General features: G+C 69.8%; 17 protein-coding genes. 7 read left to right on the forward strand and 10 right to left on the reverse strand.

Annotation, left to right across the window (positions count from 1 at the left end; genetic code table 11):
• Window positions 1–4: 4 nt before the first annotated feature.
• The 3 genes from EFA46_RS08095 to EFA46_RS08105 are packed head-to-tail and all read right to left on the reverse strand — an operon-like array spanning window position 5 to window position 1932.
• On the reverse strand, window positions 5–739 hold the full coding sequence (locus tag EFA46_RS08095; protein WP_123076856.1) for a DUF5803 family protein: 735 nt from the start codon (window positions 737–739) through the stop codon (window positions 5–7).
• Between the two features lie 2 nt (window positions 740–741).
• On the reverse strand, window positions 742–1416 hold the full coding sequence (locus EFA46_RS08100) for a DUF2110 family protein (protein WP_123076854.1): 675 nt from the start codon (window positions 1414–1416) through the stop codon (window positions 742–744).
• Window positions 1417–1932 carry a transcription factor gene (locus EFA46_RS08105; RefSeq protein WP_123076852.1) on the reverse strand — a complete coding sequence of 172 codons (516 nt, stop codon included), beginning with the start codon at window positions 1930–1932 and terminating at the stop codon, window positions 1417–1419. It abuts the gene before it with no gap.
• Between the two features lie 267 nt (window positions 1933–2199).
• Between EFA46_RS08105 and EFA46_RS08110 the strand changes: the two genes are divergently transcribed.
• Window positions 2200–2793 (forward strand): hypothetical protein, encoded by a 594-nt coding sequence (locus tag EFA46_RS08110; protein WP_123076850.1) that lies wholly within the window; start codon window positions 2200–2202, stop codon window positions 2791–2793.
• Here the strand turns inward: EFA46_RS08110 and EFA46_RS08115 are convergent.
• Window positions 2767–3330 carry a tRNA (cytidine(56)-2'-O)-methyltransferase gene (locus EFA46_RS08115; protein WP_123076848.1) on the reverse strand — a complete coding sequence of 188 codons (564 nt, stop codon included), beginning with the start codon at window positions 3328–3330 and terminating at the stop codon, window positions 2767–2769. The genes EFA46_RS08110 and EFA46_RS08115 overlap by 27 nt on opposite strands.
• A 153-nt stretch (window positions 3331–3483) precedes the next feature.
• Here EFA46_RS08115 and EFA46_RS08120 point away from each other — a divergent pair, with 153 nt between their 5' ends.
• Window positions 3484–4371 carry an NAD(P)-dependent oxidoreductase gene (locus EFA46_RS08120; protein WP_123076846.1) on the forward strand — a complete coding sequence of 296 codons (888 nt, stop codon included), beginning with the start codon at window positions 3484–3486 and terminating at the stop codon, window positions 4369–4371.
• On the opposite strand, the gene EFA46_RS08125 is transcribed toward EFA46_RS08120, so the two are convergent.
• Entirely contained in the window at window positions 4372–5328 is a 957-nt protein-coding gene (locus tag EFA46_RS08125; protein WP_123076844.1) for an aldo/keto reductase, read from the reverse strand.
• Window positions 5329–5509: 181 nt separating this feature from the next.
• On the opposite strand from EFA46_RS08125, the gene EFA46_RS08130 reads away from it, so the two are divergent.
• On the forward strand, window positions 5510–6460 hold the full coding sequence (locus tag EFA46_RS08130; protein ID WP_123076842.1) for an NAD-dependent epimerase/dehydratase family protein: 951 nt from the start codon (window positions 5510–5512) through the stop codon (window positions 6458–6460).
• Between the two features lie 189 nt (window positions 6461–6649).
• Complete coding sequence (locus EFA46_RS08135) at window positions 6650–7300, forward strand: recombinase RecA (RefSeq protein WP_123076840.1); 651 nt, start codon at window positions 6650–6652, stop codon at window positions 7298–7300.
• On the opposite strand, the gene EFA46_RS08140 is transcribed toward EFA46_RS08135, so the two are convergent.
• Window positions 7297–7746 carry a hypothetical protein gene (locus EFA46_RS08140; RefSeq protein ID WP_123076838.1) on the reverse strand — a complete coding sequence of 150 codons (450 nt, stop codon included), beginning with the start codon at window positions 7744–7746 and terminating at the stop codon, window positions 7297–7299. The genes EFA46_RS08135 and EFA46_RS08140 overlap by 4 nt on opposite strands.
• A gap of 38 nt (window positions 7747–7784) precedes the next feature.
• Complete coding sequence (locus tag EFA46_RS08145) at window positions 7785–9227, reverse strand: Na+/H+ antiporter NhaC family protein (RefSeq protein WP_123076836.1); 1443 nt, start codon at window positions 9225–9227, stop codon at window positions 7785–7787.
• Between the two features lie 157 nt (window positions 9228–9384).
• Here EFA46_RS08145 and EFA46_RS08150 point away from each other — a divergent pair, with 157 nt between their 5' ends.
• Window positions 9385–9996 (forward strand): molybdenum cofactor guanylyltransferase, encoded by a 612-nt coding sequence (locus EFA46_RS08150; protein ID WP_123076834.1) that lies wholly within the window; start codon window positions 9385–9387, stop codon window positions 9994–9996.
• On the opposite strand, the gene EFA46_RS08155 is transcribed toward EFA46_RS08150, so the two are convergent.
• From EFA46_RS08155 to EFA46_RS08165, 3 genes are all read right to left on the reverse strand, one after another.
• A complete protein-coding gene (locus EFA46_RS08155; RefSeq protein ID WP_123076832.1) occupies window positions 9993–10298 on the reverse strand; it encodes a helix-turn-helix transcriptional regulator in 306 nt (101 codons plus the stop codon). The genes EFA46_RS08150 and EFA46_RS08155 overlap by 4 nt on opposite strands.
• Window positions 10299–10356: 58 nt before the next feature.
• The gene (locus tag EFA46_RS08160; protein WP_123076830.1) at window positions 10357–10605 is read right to left on the reverse strand and encodes a hypothetical protein; all 249 of its coding nucleotides are present in this window, start codon (window positions 10603–10605) and stop codon (window positions 10357–10359) included.
• Between the two features lie 150 nt (window positions 10606–10755).
• The gene (locus EFA46_RS08165) at window positions 10756–10989 is read right to left on the reverse strand and encodes a hypothetical protein (RefSeq protein WP_123076828.1); all 234 of its coding nucleotides are present in this window, start codon (window positions 10987–10989) and stop codon (window positions 10756–10758) included.
• Window positions 10990–11101: 112 nt separating this feature from the next.
• Here EFA46_RS08165 and EFA46_RS08170 point away from each other — a divergent pair, with 112 nt between their 5' ends.
• Together EFA46_RS08170 and EFA46_RS08175 are read left to right on the forward strand one after the other, a co-directional pair.
• Window positions 11102–11416 (forward strand): helix-turn-helix transcriptional regulator, encoded by a 315-nt coding sequence (locus tag EFA46_RS08170; RefSeq protein ID WP_123076826.1) that lies wholly within the window; start codon window positions 11102–11104, stop codon window positions 11414–11416.
• Window positions 11417–11521: 105 nt separating this feature from the next.
• Complete coding sequence (locus tag EFA46_RS08175) at window positions 11522–12691, forward strand: YeeE/YedE family protein (RefSeq protein ID WP_123076824.1); 1170 nt, start codon at window positions 11522–11524, stop codon at window positions 12689–12691.
• Window positions 12692–12727 lie beyond the last annotated feature (36 nt).

Below are 12727 nucleotides of genomic sequence, written 5' to 3' on the forward strand. Positions count from 1 at the left end.
GCGGTTACTCGTTCACGTCGAGGCCGCTCTCCTCGCGCTCGCGTTCGAGGCGGCGTATCTGGAGGCGGAAGTAGACGACGCCGCCGACCGCGACCAGCGCCGCGAGCGCGACGAGCCCCGCGAAGAGGTAGACGTCACGCTCGAGGTAGTACCGGACGCTGAGCTGGTTCGCCTCCACCGACGACCAGTGGAGGTGCGTGCGGTCGTCGACGACGGTGCGCTCGTAGCCGCTCGGACTCACCTGCCCGAACACGGGGAGGTTCGCGCGCATCCCCTCCGGAAGGACGACCTCGTGGGAGGCCCCGGAGAGGACGACCGGCACGCCGAGCGAGCGCGACCCCATCGGCGCCGTGTACGCGAACGTCCCGTTCTCGCCGGGGAGCGTCACCGTCACGGCGTCGCGGCCCTCGGAGACGTCAATCGCGGAGGCGTTCACGACCGTCCCGTTCGGGTGGCGGAACTGGACGGCGGCAATCGGCACGGGCTGGTCGCCGGTGAACGTGCTCGACTGCGAGAAACGCAGCTCCGTCTCGTTCGACCCGGTGACGTTCAGCACCGCCTGATAGCTCCCGCCGGTCGCGTTCACGACGACTGACGCGTTCGCCTCCTCGGTGGCGTTCCAGTCGTAGGTCGCGTTCTGCGCGAGCTGCTGGTCGCTCACCGTGCCCGAGCCGAGACAGCCGGCACCCGCCGCGAGCGCGACGACGGCGAGAGCGATGAGGAGCCAGCGCCGTCGCATGCTCAGGGGACCACGCAGAGCAGTTCCGCCGGCACGTACTGCCCGATGCTCGCGAGCAGGCCGGGCGGGTCCGTCTCCTCCCGGCAGACGATGCTCTGCTCGAGGAGGCCAAGGCGCTCGACGGTGACGATGTCGCGGGCGTGCCCCGCGCGGTTCACCGTCGCACGCACTTCGGCACGCGTGGCCGAGTTCACGTTCACCCGCCCCGTCTCCGCGCGCGTCCAGTCGAAGAGCCGGTCGCGCGTCTCGTCGGCGAGCTCGTGGCCCGACTCCTCGTCGTAGACGAACTCGAGGGGCACGTGCTGGACGAGCCCGAAGCGCGTGCGCACCTGCTCGGGCGACCCCGGACCGAGGCCGAGACCGTCGGCCGGGACACGGACGTCCTCGCCGGCGTCGAGGACGAAGCCGCCGTCGTCCCACGCCTCGAGCGTGCCGGTGTAGGTTTCGCCGTCCTCGAACGTCGGCGTGATCGCGCCCCACTCCTCGCGGAGGACGTTGCGCGCCACCCGCTCGTCGTCGCCGGTGACGGTCACGGACGGGAAGTCGTCGTCGCGGAGGCCGACCTCGAACTCGACGTCGAGGTCACCGAGGGCGTTGCCGACGAGCGAGCGCAGCGAGTCGAGCGCACGCTCGCGGGCGTCGCCCTCGACGTAGAGTTTGGTTGCGAGGACGACCATTCAGGCGATACCCAGTTCGGACTCGAGGTTCTCAAGGCGCTCGTCGATGGCCTCGAGCATCTCGTCGTTGCCCATCGCCTCGAGCGGCGACCCGCACTCGGGGCACTCGAAGCCGAAGTCCATCGCCTCGCCGAACTCGAAGCGGATGGAGTCCACCTCACAGAGGTAGAACTCGTTGTCGCGCTCGTACTCGCGGCGCTCCTCGAGCGCCTCGTGCAGGCGCTCCATCTCGTCGTGGAGATTCGACGGGATGTTCTCGTAGCGGAACGTCCAGAGGTAGGTGAGCCACCCGGAGTCCTCGTCGCGCACCCGCCGATAGGTGGCGAGGTCGTTCTCGTAGAGGATGAACAGCGCCCGGCGCACGTCGTTCAACTCGAGGTCCAACCGCTCTGCGAGTTCCTCGTCCGTCACTTCCCCGTCCGGGGGCGCCGCCGCGACCGGCATCCCCTTCGGGCCGACAAGCTCGTGGAGGTATTTCTGTACGACTGGGTCCTCCAACATCCCCTCGAAAGCCATGATGCGTGAAACTCGGGGCCGAACGACCCTTAATACCATCGGGTACGATACCGATCGAAGTGAGGTATCGGGACACACGAACGGGGAACGACTAGCGGGAGTGACCCGTGAGTGACCGGCCACGCGGCAACCGAGCGCTAGCGAGGTCGCCGCGTTCAGAGCGAACGGGGGGCGAAGCGACCCGTGAGTCGAGCGAAGTGAGGTATCGGGACACACGACCGCGGAGCGACCGCTGGGCTTTTCGCTCGATGCGCCGAAGGACGCGTGATGCCGACGCGAACGCTCGGATGGCGCGCGGCCGAAGCCGTCGTCCTCGGCGGGTTCGCGTACGTAGTGGGGTTCGACCTGACGCTCGCGCTCGTCGTCTCGCTCGTCGTGCTCGGGGTGAACGCCGCCGAGCTCGCCGGGGCGCGCTACGGCCACCCGGTGGTGGTCCGCCAGCTCGCGCTCGCCGGCGCGCTCCTCGCGTTCGCGGGACTCGCCGTCGCCGCCGGCGCCGTCTGGTTCCTCGCGGTGGCGCTCCCGAGTGCCGCGTGGTTCCTGCTCGACGCCGTCGCGCACGCCGTCGGGGCCGACGCCGCGAGCGAGCGCGACACCGCCACCGGCGTCGAGGCGGACCTCTCGGGCGAGCTCCTGCGCGAACTCCGCGCGGGGCCGCGGCGGCCCGCGAGCGTCGCCGCCGACCTCGACCGCTCGCCCGTCCGCGTCCGGCGCGCGCTCGACGCGCTGGCCGAGCGCGGCGTCGTCGAGCGGGCGTCGGCGGGCCGCTATCGCCTCGCCGAGCGCACGCGGCGGCCGGCGCTCGCCGACGTTCCGGCGCGCGTCGGCGCGCGGTTACTCGTCCCGCTCCGACTCCTCTAGCTCCTCCGGCGAAACGACGGTCTTGCCCGTCTCTTCGGGGAGGACGACCTGCTCTGCGTCCGCCCACTCGCGCTCGAGTTCGCGGCCGTCGAAGAGCCGGTCGAGGAAGACGGCGAGGCCGGCGACCTCCGAGTGGGGCTGGTTCGTCACGCCGACGTTCCAGTCCGCGTGGTCGTAGACTTCGAAGGGGACCTTCTCGCCGCCGACAACGACCAGGAGCGGTTCGTCGGCGTGCGCCTCACGCACGTCGCCCTCGACGTCCTGGACGCGCTCGCCGTACATCGTGAGGTGGACGACCGCGCCGTCCCAGTCGCGGATGAGCGCCCCCTGTTCGCCGTCGAGTTCGGCCGCGAAGGGGCCGCCGAATCTCGTCGTTATGTCCCGAACGGTCTCGAGGGACTGCCCGGCGTTCTCCGGGAAGACGACGCGGTCCGCGCCGAGCGCGCGCGCCGTCAGTCCGACGTGAGTCGTCATGCGCTCGTCGCGGCCGGGCCGGTGGCCGAGCCGGCAGACCACGACGTCGTGTTCGCCCTGCATGCGTCGGCGTTCGCGGCCCGCCGGGTAACGGCTTACGGAACGCGTGTCGCGTGCGTCGCCCACTCCGAATGCGGTGTGTGTACACTGCGTCCAGCGCCGGCGATCCGGGTGGGTGAGCTGAACCGTTATGTCTCGCCTTCGTGTTCTCGGAGTGTGACAGAGACAGTCGTCGTCACCGGTGCGCTCGGTGGCTCCGGCAGTTGGATCGTCGATTCGCTCCGCGCGGAGTACGACGTCGTCGCGCTCGACCGGGCCCTCCCCGACGACCGGGACGTCGACGGCGTGGACTTCCGGGCGGTGGACCTCACCGAGCAGGGCGAGGTGTTCGAGACGGTGCTCGACGCCGACCCGTCGCACGTCGTTCACTTCGGGAACATCCCGCACGAGGAGGACCACGCGGGCGGCCGCGTCTACGAGAACAACGCGCTGAGCACGTTCCACACGCTCGAAGCGGCGGGTCGGGCCGGCGCGGACGCCGTCTGGGCGTCGAGCGAGACGGTCTACGGGACGCACTGGCCGGAGCCGCGACTCCCCGACTACCTCCCGGTCGACGAGGCCCACGAAACGCGCCCGTGGAACGGCTACGAGACGTCGAAGCTCGCGGGCGAGGCGGCGGCCGAGCGCGTGACGAACGCGTTCGGCGTCTCCGTCGCGTCGATTCGGCCCTCGTGGATTCAGTATCCCGGCGACTATCAGATCACGCCGTTCCGGGAGTCATTCGACGTGGAGAGCGCGCCGCGCTTCGGGAACCTCTGGTCGTACATCGACATCCGCGACGTCGTCTCGCTGGTCGAGGCGGCGCTCGATGCGACGTTCGACGGCCACGAGGTGTTCAACGCGTTCGCCGCCGACAACTTCCTCGGCGTCGACACCGCGACGGCCGTCGAGGCGGGCTACGGCGCGCTCCCCGAGCGCGTCGAGCTGGCGGGCGACGAGTCGGCGTACTCGACGGCGAAGGCCGAGTCGATGCTCGGATGGGCACCCACCCACTCGTGGCGCGACGCCGAGGACGAGGACATAGACGGCCCGTCGTTCGCCTGATTAGTGGAGGCCGCCGAGCGTCTCGATGCCGTCGAGGCGCTCGAAGTCGCGTTCGTCGAGGTCGACGTCGAGGGCGGCGAGGTTCTCCTCGAGTTGCTCGACGGTGCTACAGCCGACGACGGGCACGGTCGGCGGGTCGCGCTGGGTGAGCCACGCGAGGGCGACCTGGTTGCCGGAGACGTCGTGTCGCTCGGCGACGTCCGCGACGGCGTCCATCTTCAGACGGTTCTCGGTGGTGACGTAGCGCTCGGGGATGCGCTTGTCCGCCCGGCCGTAACACCCGCCGAGGAGCGGCGAGTAGGGCAGCATCGTGAGGTCGTTGTCGTCGCAGTAGGTGACGGACTCGTCGGTCGCGGGACGCTGGCGTTCGAAGTCGGAGTTGCGGTGCGGAGTGAGGTAGGAGAAGCGGGGCTGGACGCAACTGAACGGCGTCAGCCCGCGCTCCTCGGCGATGGTGTTGGCGCGCGCGAGCCGCCAGCCGTAGTAGTTGCTCGCGCCGAGGTGGCGCACTTTCCCGGACTCGACGAGCCGGTCGAAGGCCGCCATCGTCTCCGCGAGCGGCGTGTCGCGGTCGTCGACGTGCGCGTACAGGAGGTCGATGTAGTCGGTGTCGAGTCGTTCGAGGCTCCTCTCGACCTCTCGCTCGATGACGTCCGGGTCGAGTGACTTCGGGACGTCGCCGTACTCGAAGCCGACTTTCGTCGCGAGGAAGAGGTCGTCGCGGTTGTCGCGCTCGGTCATCCACTCGCCGAGCAGGGGTTCGCTCTCCGGCTCGTCGTAGCCCTCGACCCACGTCGCGTAGATGTTGGCGGTGTCGAGGAACCGCCCGCCCGCGTCGTAGTAGGTGTCGAGGAGCGCGCGCGAGGTCTCCGGGTCGGTCCGGCTCCCGAAGTACATCGTTCCGAGGCAGAGCGGGCTCACGGTTTCGCCGGTCGTCCCGAGGGGGACTTCGTCCATGCCGACACCACGACGGTCGAGCATAAATAATCGGGAGGGTCGGGGGCCGAAAGCGCTGAGTCCCTCCCGGTACGACCGCTTCGAGTCGACGCCCACCTCGATGCGCTCCGTCGCGGCGCCGGCGCGGCCCGCTCGTCCATCGAAGGGAAAGACACTTGCGCCGTCTCGCGCACGAGTCGCTATGGACCTGACAGACAGGACAGTGGTCGTGACGGGCGCGGCCGGCCTCGTCGGCTCGCACCTCGCGGCGCGCCTCTGCGAGGAGAACCGCGTCGTCGGCGTCGACGACCTCTCGAAGGGGTCGCGCGAAGCCGTCCCCGAGGGCGTGGAGTTCGTCGAGGCGGACCTGCTCGACGAGGACGCCGTCGCGGACGCCATCCCCGAGGACACCGACGTCGTCTTCCACTTCGCGGCGTACACGGACACGAACTTCGACGACGACCGCACGCTCTTCGAGGAGAACCAGGAGATGACGTACAACGTCCTCGAGCGCATGGAAGCGGTCGGCGCCTCGAAGATCGCGTTCACGTCCTCCTCGACGGTGTACGGGGAGGCGCCGATGCCGACGCCGGAGGACTACGCGCCCCTCGAACCCATCAGCATCTACGGCGCGAGCAAACTCGCCGACGAGGGCCTGCTCTCCGTCTACGGCCACTCCTACGACTTCCAGGTGTGGACGTTCCGCTTCGCGAACATCGTCGGGCCCCGCCAGCGCGGCACCGTCATCCCGGACTTCATCGAGAAGCTCCTCGACGACCCGGAGACGCTCGAAATCCTCGGCGACGGCCGCCAGCAGAAGTCCTACATGCACGTCGAGGAGTGCGTCGAGGCCATCGAGTACGTCGTCGAGAACGCCGACGCGGACGTGAACACGTACAACCTCGGGACGAAGACGACGACGTCCGTGAACCGCATCGCGGACGTCGTCGCGGACGTCCTCGGCGTCGACCCGGCGTACGAGTACACGGGCGGGGCGCGCGGCTGGACGGGCGACGTGCCGAAGATGCGCCTCAGCATCGAGAAACTCGACGCGCTCGGGTGGCGTCCGAGTCAGTCGAGCGACGAAGCCGTCCGGGAGGCGACCGAACAGCTCGCGGCGGAGATTCGAGAGGAACGCGACGCCGACCGCTAGGGAGGCGTCGCGATGAGGCGAGCGGCGGGAGCCGCGAGCAGCGCGCGGTGGCGGTGCGGTCGAGTCGCCGAGACCGCTAGGGAGGCGTCGCGATGAGGCGAGCGACGACGCCGCGAGACTGCGGGTGCGGAGTGGGTCAGAGAGAGGGGTCGGTACGTTTTACACCCTGCCGGGCGAACACGGTGTCCGATGGCGGAACCCTACGACGTCGGCGATATCCTCCCGGTGGACGCCGTTCCTGCGGGGACGAACTTGATGGTCGGCGGGCCACCGATGACCGGGAAGCTTTCGCTCGCTCTCTCGCTCGTGGAGAGCGGCTGCCGGCGCGGGGAGGGTGCGCTCGTCGTTTCGACGCGCGACGGCGCGAACCGCCTGCTGTCGCGCTCGGAGCCGCTTGCGAACGCGGTCTCGGAGGGACGGGCGGGTATCGTGGACTGCGTGACGCGCGAGCGCGGCGAGGACGTCCGCGACACGCAGTGGGTCCGCTACGCGTCCTCACCGGGGGACGTGACCGATATCGGGATTCGGATGGCGGGGGTGTTTCGGGCGCTCGACGAGCACGACGTCGAGCGGGTGCGCTCGGGGATGGTGTCGATTCCGACGATGCTGATGTACACGGAGCCCCGGCGGGTGTTCCGCTTCCTCCACGTCTACACGGGCCGAGTGCAGGCGTCCGGGATGCTCGGCGTCGCGCTCACGGAGCTCGGCGACCAGGAGACGTTCGAGCGCTTCGCGCCGCTCTTCGACGGGATGGTGCAGACGCGCCTGAACGACGGGGACGAGCGCGAACTCCGCGTGGTCGGGGTGGAGTCGTCGCCGACGGCGTGGGTGCCGTACTAGCCGAACTGTTCTTCGACGGCGTCGTCGAGGTCGTCCTCGTCGTCGATGTCCGCCTCGCGCATCTCGGTGTCGGGGTCGTCGATGTAGTCGAGCGCGATATCCGTGAACGCGCCGGTGTCGACGACGGTGTCGCGGTCGAAGGCGACGATGACGCCGCTCCAGTCGCCGAGGGGGACTTGGAGGACGACGACGTCGTGGAACCAGCGCACGCTCATGTCGAGGTGGCCGAAGCGGGCGAACTCGGGCTGGTCACGCTCGTCGTCGAACCCCTTGAGGATGAGGTTCTTCGTCGTCTCGTCGATTTCTTCGGCCGTCATCGACTCCTCGACGTCGTCGCGCGTGTAGAGGACGTCGTACTCCTCGCCGTCGTAGGCGACGGCGCGTCGCATGCGCCCGACGTTCTCCTTGCGGAGGGTGGCCACGAACGCTTCGGCTTCCTCGTTCATACACCCATGGTGGGGCGGATGGGGGGTTAACGTTACCCCTAGTCGGCGCTCGTGGCGGGCGCGTCGGTCTTGGGGACGAAGTCGTAGCCGACGACGGCCATCACGAGGAGAACGAGGGGGCTGAGCATCCCGAAGAAGTAGTAGGGAGCGAAGGCCCACGACGTCTCGAAGTTGAGCGCGCCCGCCATGAAGACGGCGCCGGCGTGCCACGGGAAGAAGACGCCGGTGGGGGTGCCGGCGGCTTCGATGGCGCGCGAGAGGTTCGAGGAGTCGAGTTCGAAGTCGTCGTAGGCGTTCCGGAGGGTCATTCCGGGGACGACGATGCTCATGTACTGCTGGGCGCTGAGGGCGTTGACTGTGATGGCGGCGGCTTCGGTGCCGACGACGAGGCTGCCGGCGCTCCAGACGAGCTTCGTGAGGTGGTGTGCGAGGACGGCGAGGACGCCGGTGGCTTCGAGGACGCCGCCGAGGGTGAGCGCGAGGACGACGACGGTGATGGTCCACGCGCTCCCGGAGAGGCCGCCGGAGACGAGCAGGCCGTTCACGAGCTCCATGCCGGTCTCAGGGGCGGTGCCGCTGAGGAAGACGCCCCACGCGTCGACGAAGCCGACGCCCTGGAGGCCGACGGTGGTGAGGACGCCGGCGAAGACGCCGGCGACGAGCGTGGGGAGCGCGGGGTAGCCGCGAAGCGCGAGCGCGAACGTGACGACGAGCGGGAGGAACGCGAGAACGGAGAGGTCGTAGGTGGACGCGAGCGCGCCACGGATGGCCTCGAGCTGGCCGGCGGGGATGGCGCCGCCGGCGCGGAGACCGAGGGCGGCGAAGGCGACGACGGCGAGGCCGAACGCGATGAAGGTGCCGACGCGCATCCGCTCGATGTGGTCGTAGAGGTCGGTGTTGGTGACGGCGGCGGCGAGGTTGGTGGTGTCGGAGAGTGGGCTCTGTTTGTCGCCGGCGTACGCGCCGGAGACGATGGCGCCGGCGGTCATGGCGGACGGGATGCCGAGGCCGTGACCGATGCCGATGAACGCGACGCCGAGCGTCCCCACCGTGGTCCACGAGGAGCCGATGGCGAACGCGACGACGCCCGCGAAGAGCGCGGTGATGGGGAGGAAGACCTCGGGCGTGAGGAGGCCGAGGCCGTAGTACATGATGGCGGGAATCGTCCCCGCCGCGATCCACGTCGAGATGACGGCGTAGACGACGAAGATGATGAGGATGGCCTGCAGGCCCATGAGGAGGCTGCTGGCGACGCCGTCGTAGAGCTCCTCCCACGAGAAGCCGAGGACGGCGTACCCCACGAGGCCGGTGAGGACGATGGTCCAGAGGAGCGGTGCGTGCGGCGAGAGGCCGAGATAGCCCGAGCCGACGCCGAGGAAGACGACGAGCGCGAGGACGGGGACGAGCGCCCACCGGAGGCTCGGCCGTCGCTCGGGGTCGAACTCCTCGTAGCGGCGCGGGTCGACGTTCAGCGAGGGCATGCGTGTCCCCCGCGTATGCCCCTCGCGCATTAAAGCACGTCGAGATAATACCCATGAACATTCATCGGGGCGGGCACGGAGCCGGCGCGCGTCGCCGCGACCTGCGACGCGGCCTCTCGAGCGGGACGCTCTTGGGGCGGGCGCACCGAGGGGGAGTATGCACGCCGGAGTCGTCGTCGCGGGCGGGCGCTCCACCCGCTTCGACGGCGCGGACAAGGCCGTCGCGGAGCTCGCGGGCACCCCGATGATCCGACGCGTCGCCGACCGCATCGCCGGCCCCGTCGACGAACTCGTCGTGAACTGTCGGGCCGACCAGCGCGAGCGTATCGCGGACGCGCTCGCAGGCTACCCCCTCCCCGTGACGTACGCGCTCGACGACCGACCCGACGAGGGACCGCTCGCCGGACTGGCTTGCGGCCTCCGCGCGACCGACGCCGAGCGCGCGTTCGTGGTCGCCTGCGACGTCCCGTTCGTCGACCCCGCGTTCGTCCGCTACCTCTTCGACCGCGCGGCCGCACACGAGGCCGCCGTCCCGAAACCCGGCGGGTATCGCGAGGCCCTCCACGCCGTCTATCGCCCGGACGCGGCCGCGGACGCCGCAGTACGCGCGCTCGACAGCGGCGAGCGCCGGGCGGTCGCGCTCCTCGACGGTCTCGACGTCGCCTCCGTCACTGCCGAAGAAATCGATGCGCACGCCACGACCGGGTCGTTCGAGAGCCTGAACACGCGGACGGCGTTCGACGCGGCGGCCGAGCGCTTCGAGCCCTAGTGGGCGCGCTCGGCTTCCTCCTCGACGAGCTCCTCGATGTACTGGTGCTCCCAGCTCTCCCGGTCGAGGATCTCTCGGCGGCCGCGTCCCGTCAGCGAGTAGGCGTTCGTCCGCTCGTCCTGCTTTCGCTTGTCGACGAGACCCTTCTCGACGAGGGTGTCGAGGTTCGGGTAGAGGCGCCCGTGGTTGATCGCGGTCCCGTAGTAGTCCTCGAGCTCGTCCTTGATGTCGAGGCCGTTCGGTTCCTCGAGCCCGGCCGTCACGAAGAGGAGGTCGCGCTGGAACCCGGTGAGGTCGTGCATCGCTTGGATGGGACGATGGCCGTTCCCCGCTTAACTCCGGTGGCCACTCGGGGGCCCGTCAGTCGGGGAGACGGCCGATGGCGTCCTCGCCGCGCGCGGTGATGCGGTAGACGACTTCGCCGGTCACGGGTTCGAGGTGGCCGGTGCGCACGAGCGCCTCGCAGCGCCGCTCCGCGTACGGCGTGTGGATGCCCGTCCGCTGGGCGATGACGGCGGCGTACTGCGGCGCGCCGTCGGCGAGGAACTCGAGTATCGTTCGGTCGGCGCTCCGCAACTCTCCCCCGCCGGGAGCGCTCGCGTCACTCATACCACACCATGTGGTGTGCTACCAGTTAACACTTTCTACGGTGAGTGACCCGAACCGCGACGTCGCGATGCCGTCAGCGCTCGACGATGGTCCCGCTCGCGCCGGCGGCGACGTCCGGGCCGTCGCCGAAGCGGTTGAGCGCGACCTGGTTCAGGCCGCTCGAGTCCCGGTGTCGCGGCGGCGGACGGTGCCGCCCGACCCGACCGCGTACGGCCCGTCACTCGCGTACGCGGCGTCGTAGAGCGCGCCCCCGGTCGGTGTCTCGACGGCGCGCCACCCGTCGTTCGCCACCGCGCTCGACATCGCGCCCGCGCCGAGTACCACCGCTCCGGCGCCGCCGAGGGCACCGAGCAACCGCCACCGTGTGAGCCCCGAACCACCCATGTGACTGTCCGCGACCTCTCGGCTGCGTGGGAAAAACACGTCGGCCACACTCCCCGGCGAGTGACATCTCCACACCTGAATATATTTGTGCGGGGGCGACGAACGGCCGCGCATGCACGACCTCACCGGGTTCCAGCGCGACCTCCTCTACGTCGTCTACGGCCTCGAGGAGCCGAACGGCCTCGAAGTGAAGGAAGAGCTAGAGGAGTACTACGAGTCCGAGATTCACCACGGGCGCCTCTACCCGAACCTCGACACCCTCGTCGAGAAGGGCCTCGTCGAGAAGGGGCAACTCGACGAGCGCACGAACTACTACACGGTCACCCGTCGCGGCCGCCGCGAGCTCCGCGCGCGCCGCGAGTGGGAGAACGACTCCCTCCGCGCGAACGACCGCATCGACCTCCCCCGGAACGAGGCAGACGGCTGAGAGGTGGCAACGGTTGCTGTTAGGTCCGACGCCGCGTCGCGACTCCCAGCACGAACGCCTGCGATGCGGCCCGTTAAACCGCTCTACCGAATAGGTCGCGACCAGATGGTTTCACAGCTAGCCATCGCGGCCGTCGTTGGCCTCGGAATCGGCGCCTGCCTCCAGAAGGGCCGGTTCTGCTTCGTCAACGCCTTCCGCGACCTCTTCGCGTACAAGGACACCCGCGTCACGAAGGGCGTCGTCGCCGCCGTCCTCGTGACGATGGTGTTCTGGGGTACCGCCTATCAGCTCGGCTACTATCAGGGCTTCTGGACGCCCGGCTGGGGCCTCACCGGCCTCCTCGGCGGGTTCGTCTTCGGCATCGGCATGACGTACGCCGGCGGCTGCGCCTCCGGGACGCTCTACCGCGCCGGCGAGGGCTACGTCCAGTACTGGATCACCCTCCTGTTCATGGGCGTCGGCTACGTCGCGTTCACCGTCGCGTTCCCGACGCTCCAGTCCACCTACTTCGCCTCCCTGACGTTCGGCGAGGGCGTCTCGCTCTTCGAGATCTCCCCGGTGCCCGCCGGCCTCCTCGCCATCGCGGTCGCCGCCGTCGGCACGCTCGTCTACGCCACCGTCCTCGGCCGCGAGTACGACGGCGCGGCCGAGCGCGCGACCGCCGCGTCCGCCCGCCCCGCAACCATCGTTGGGACGCCCGTCGTCGGCCTCCAGCGACTCGCCGCCGGCACGCGCGCCTACGCCGCCGGCGTTCGGGACGCGTGGGCCGACCCGGTCGCCGCGAGCAAGCGCCCGTGGGACCCCCGGAGCGCCGCGCTCGGCATCTCCGTCTTCGCGCTCCTCTGGTTCACCTCCGTCTCCATCGTCGGCATCACCGGCCCCGAAGCCCGCTGGAGCGGCTACCTCCTCTCGCTCGTCGGCGTCGACGCCGGCTCGTTCACCTACTGGGGCTCCGTCCTCTTCCGCGGCGCCGGCGTCGGCCTCACCGTCGACATGGTGATGATCACGTTCCTCGTCGTCGGCGCCGGCCTCGCCGCCTACTGGAGCGGGGACTTCTCCCTCCGGATGCCGCGCAAGCGCCGCCTCCCCAACGCCGTCCTCGGCGGCTTCGCCATGGGCGCCGGCTCCCGCCTCGCGCCTGGCTGCAACATCGGGAACATCTACTCCGGGCTCGCCGAGCTCTCCGTCCACTCGTTCATCGCGACCATCGGCATCGTCGCCGGCGTCTACGTGATGACGCACTGGATCTACCGCGAAGTCGGCTGCGCCATCTGAGCGGAACCGCCAGACAGACACCACTCCACCGACTAC

The organism is Halarchaeum sp. CBA1220 (genome assembly GCF_003721175.2).
GTDB classification, from domain to species: Archaea; Halobacteriota; Halobacteria; order Halobacteriales; family Halobacteriaceae; genus Halarchaeum; species Halarchaeum grantii.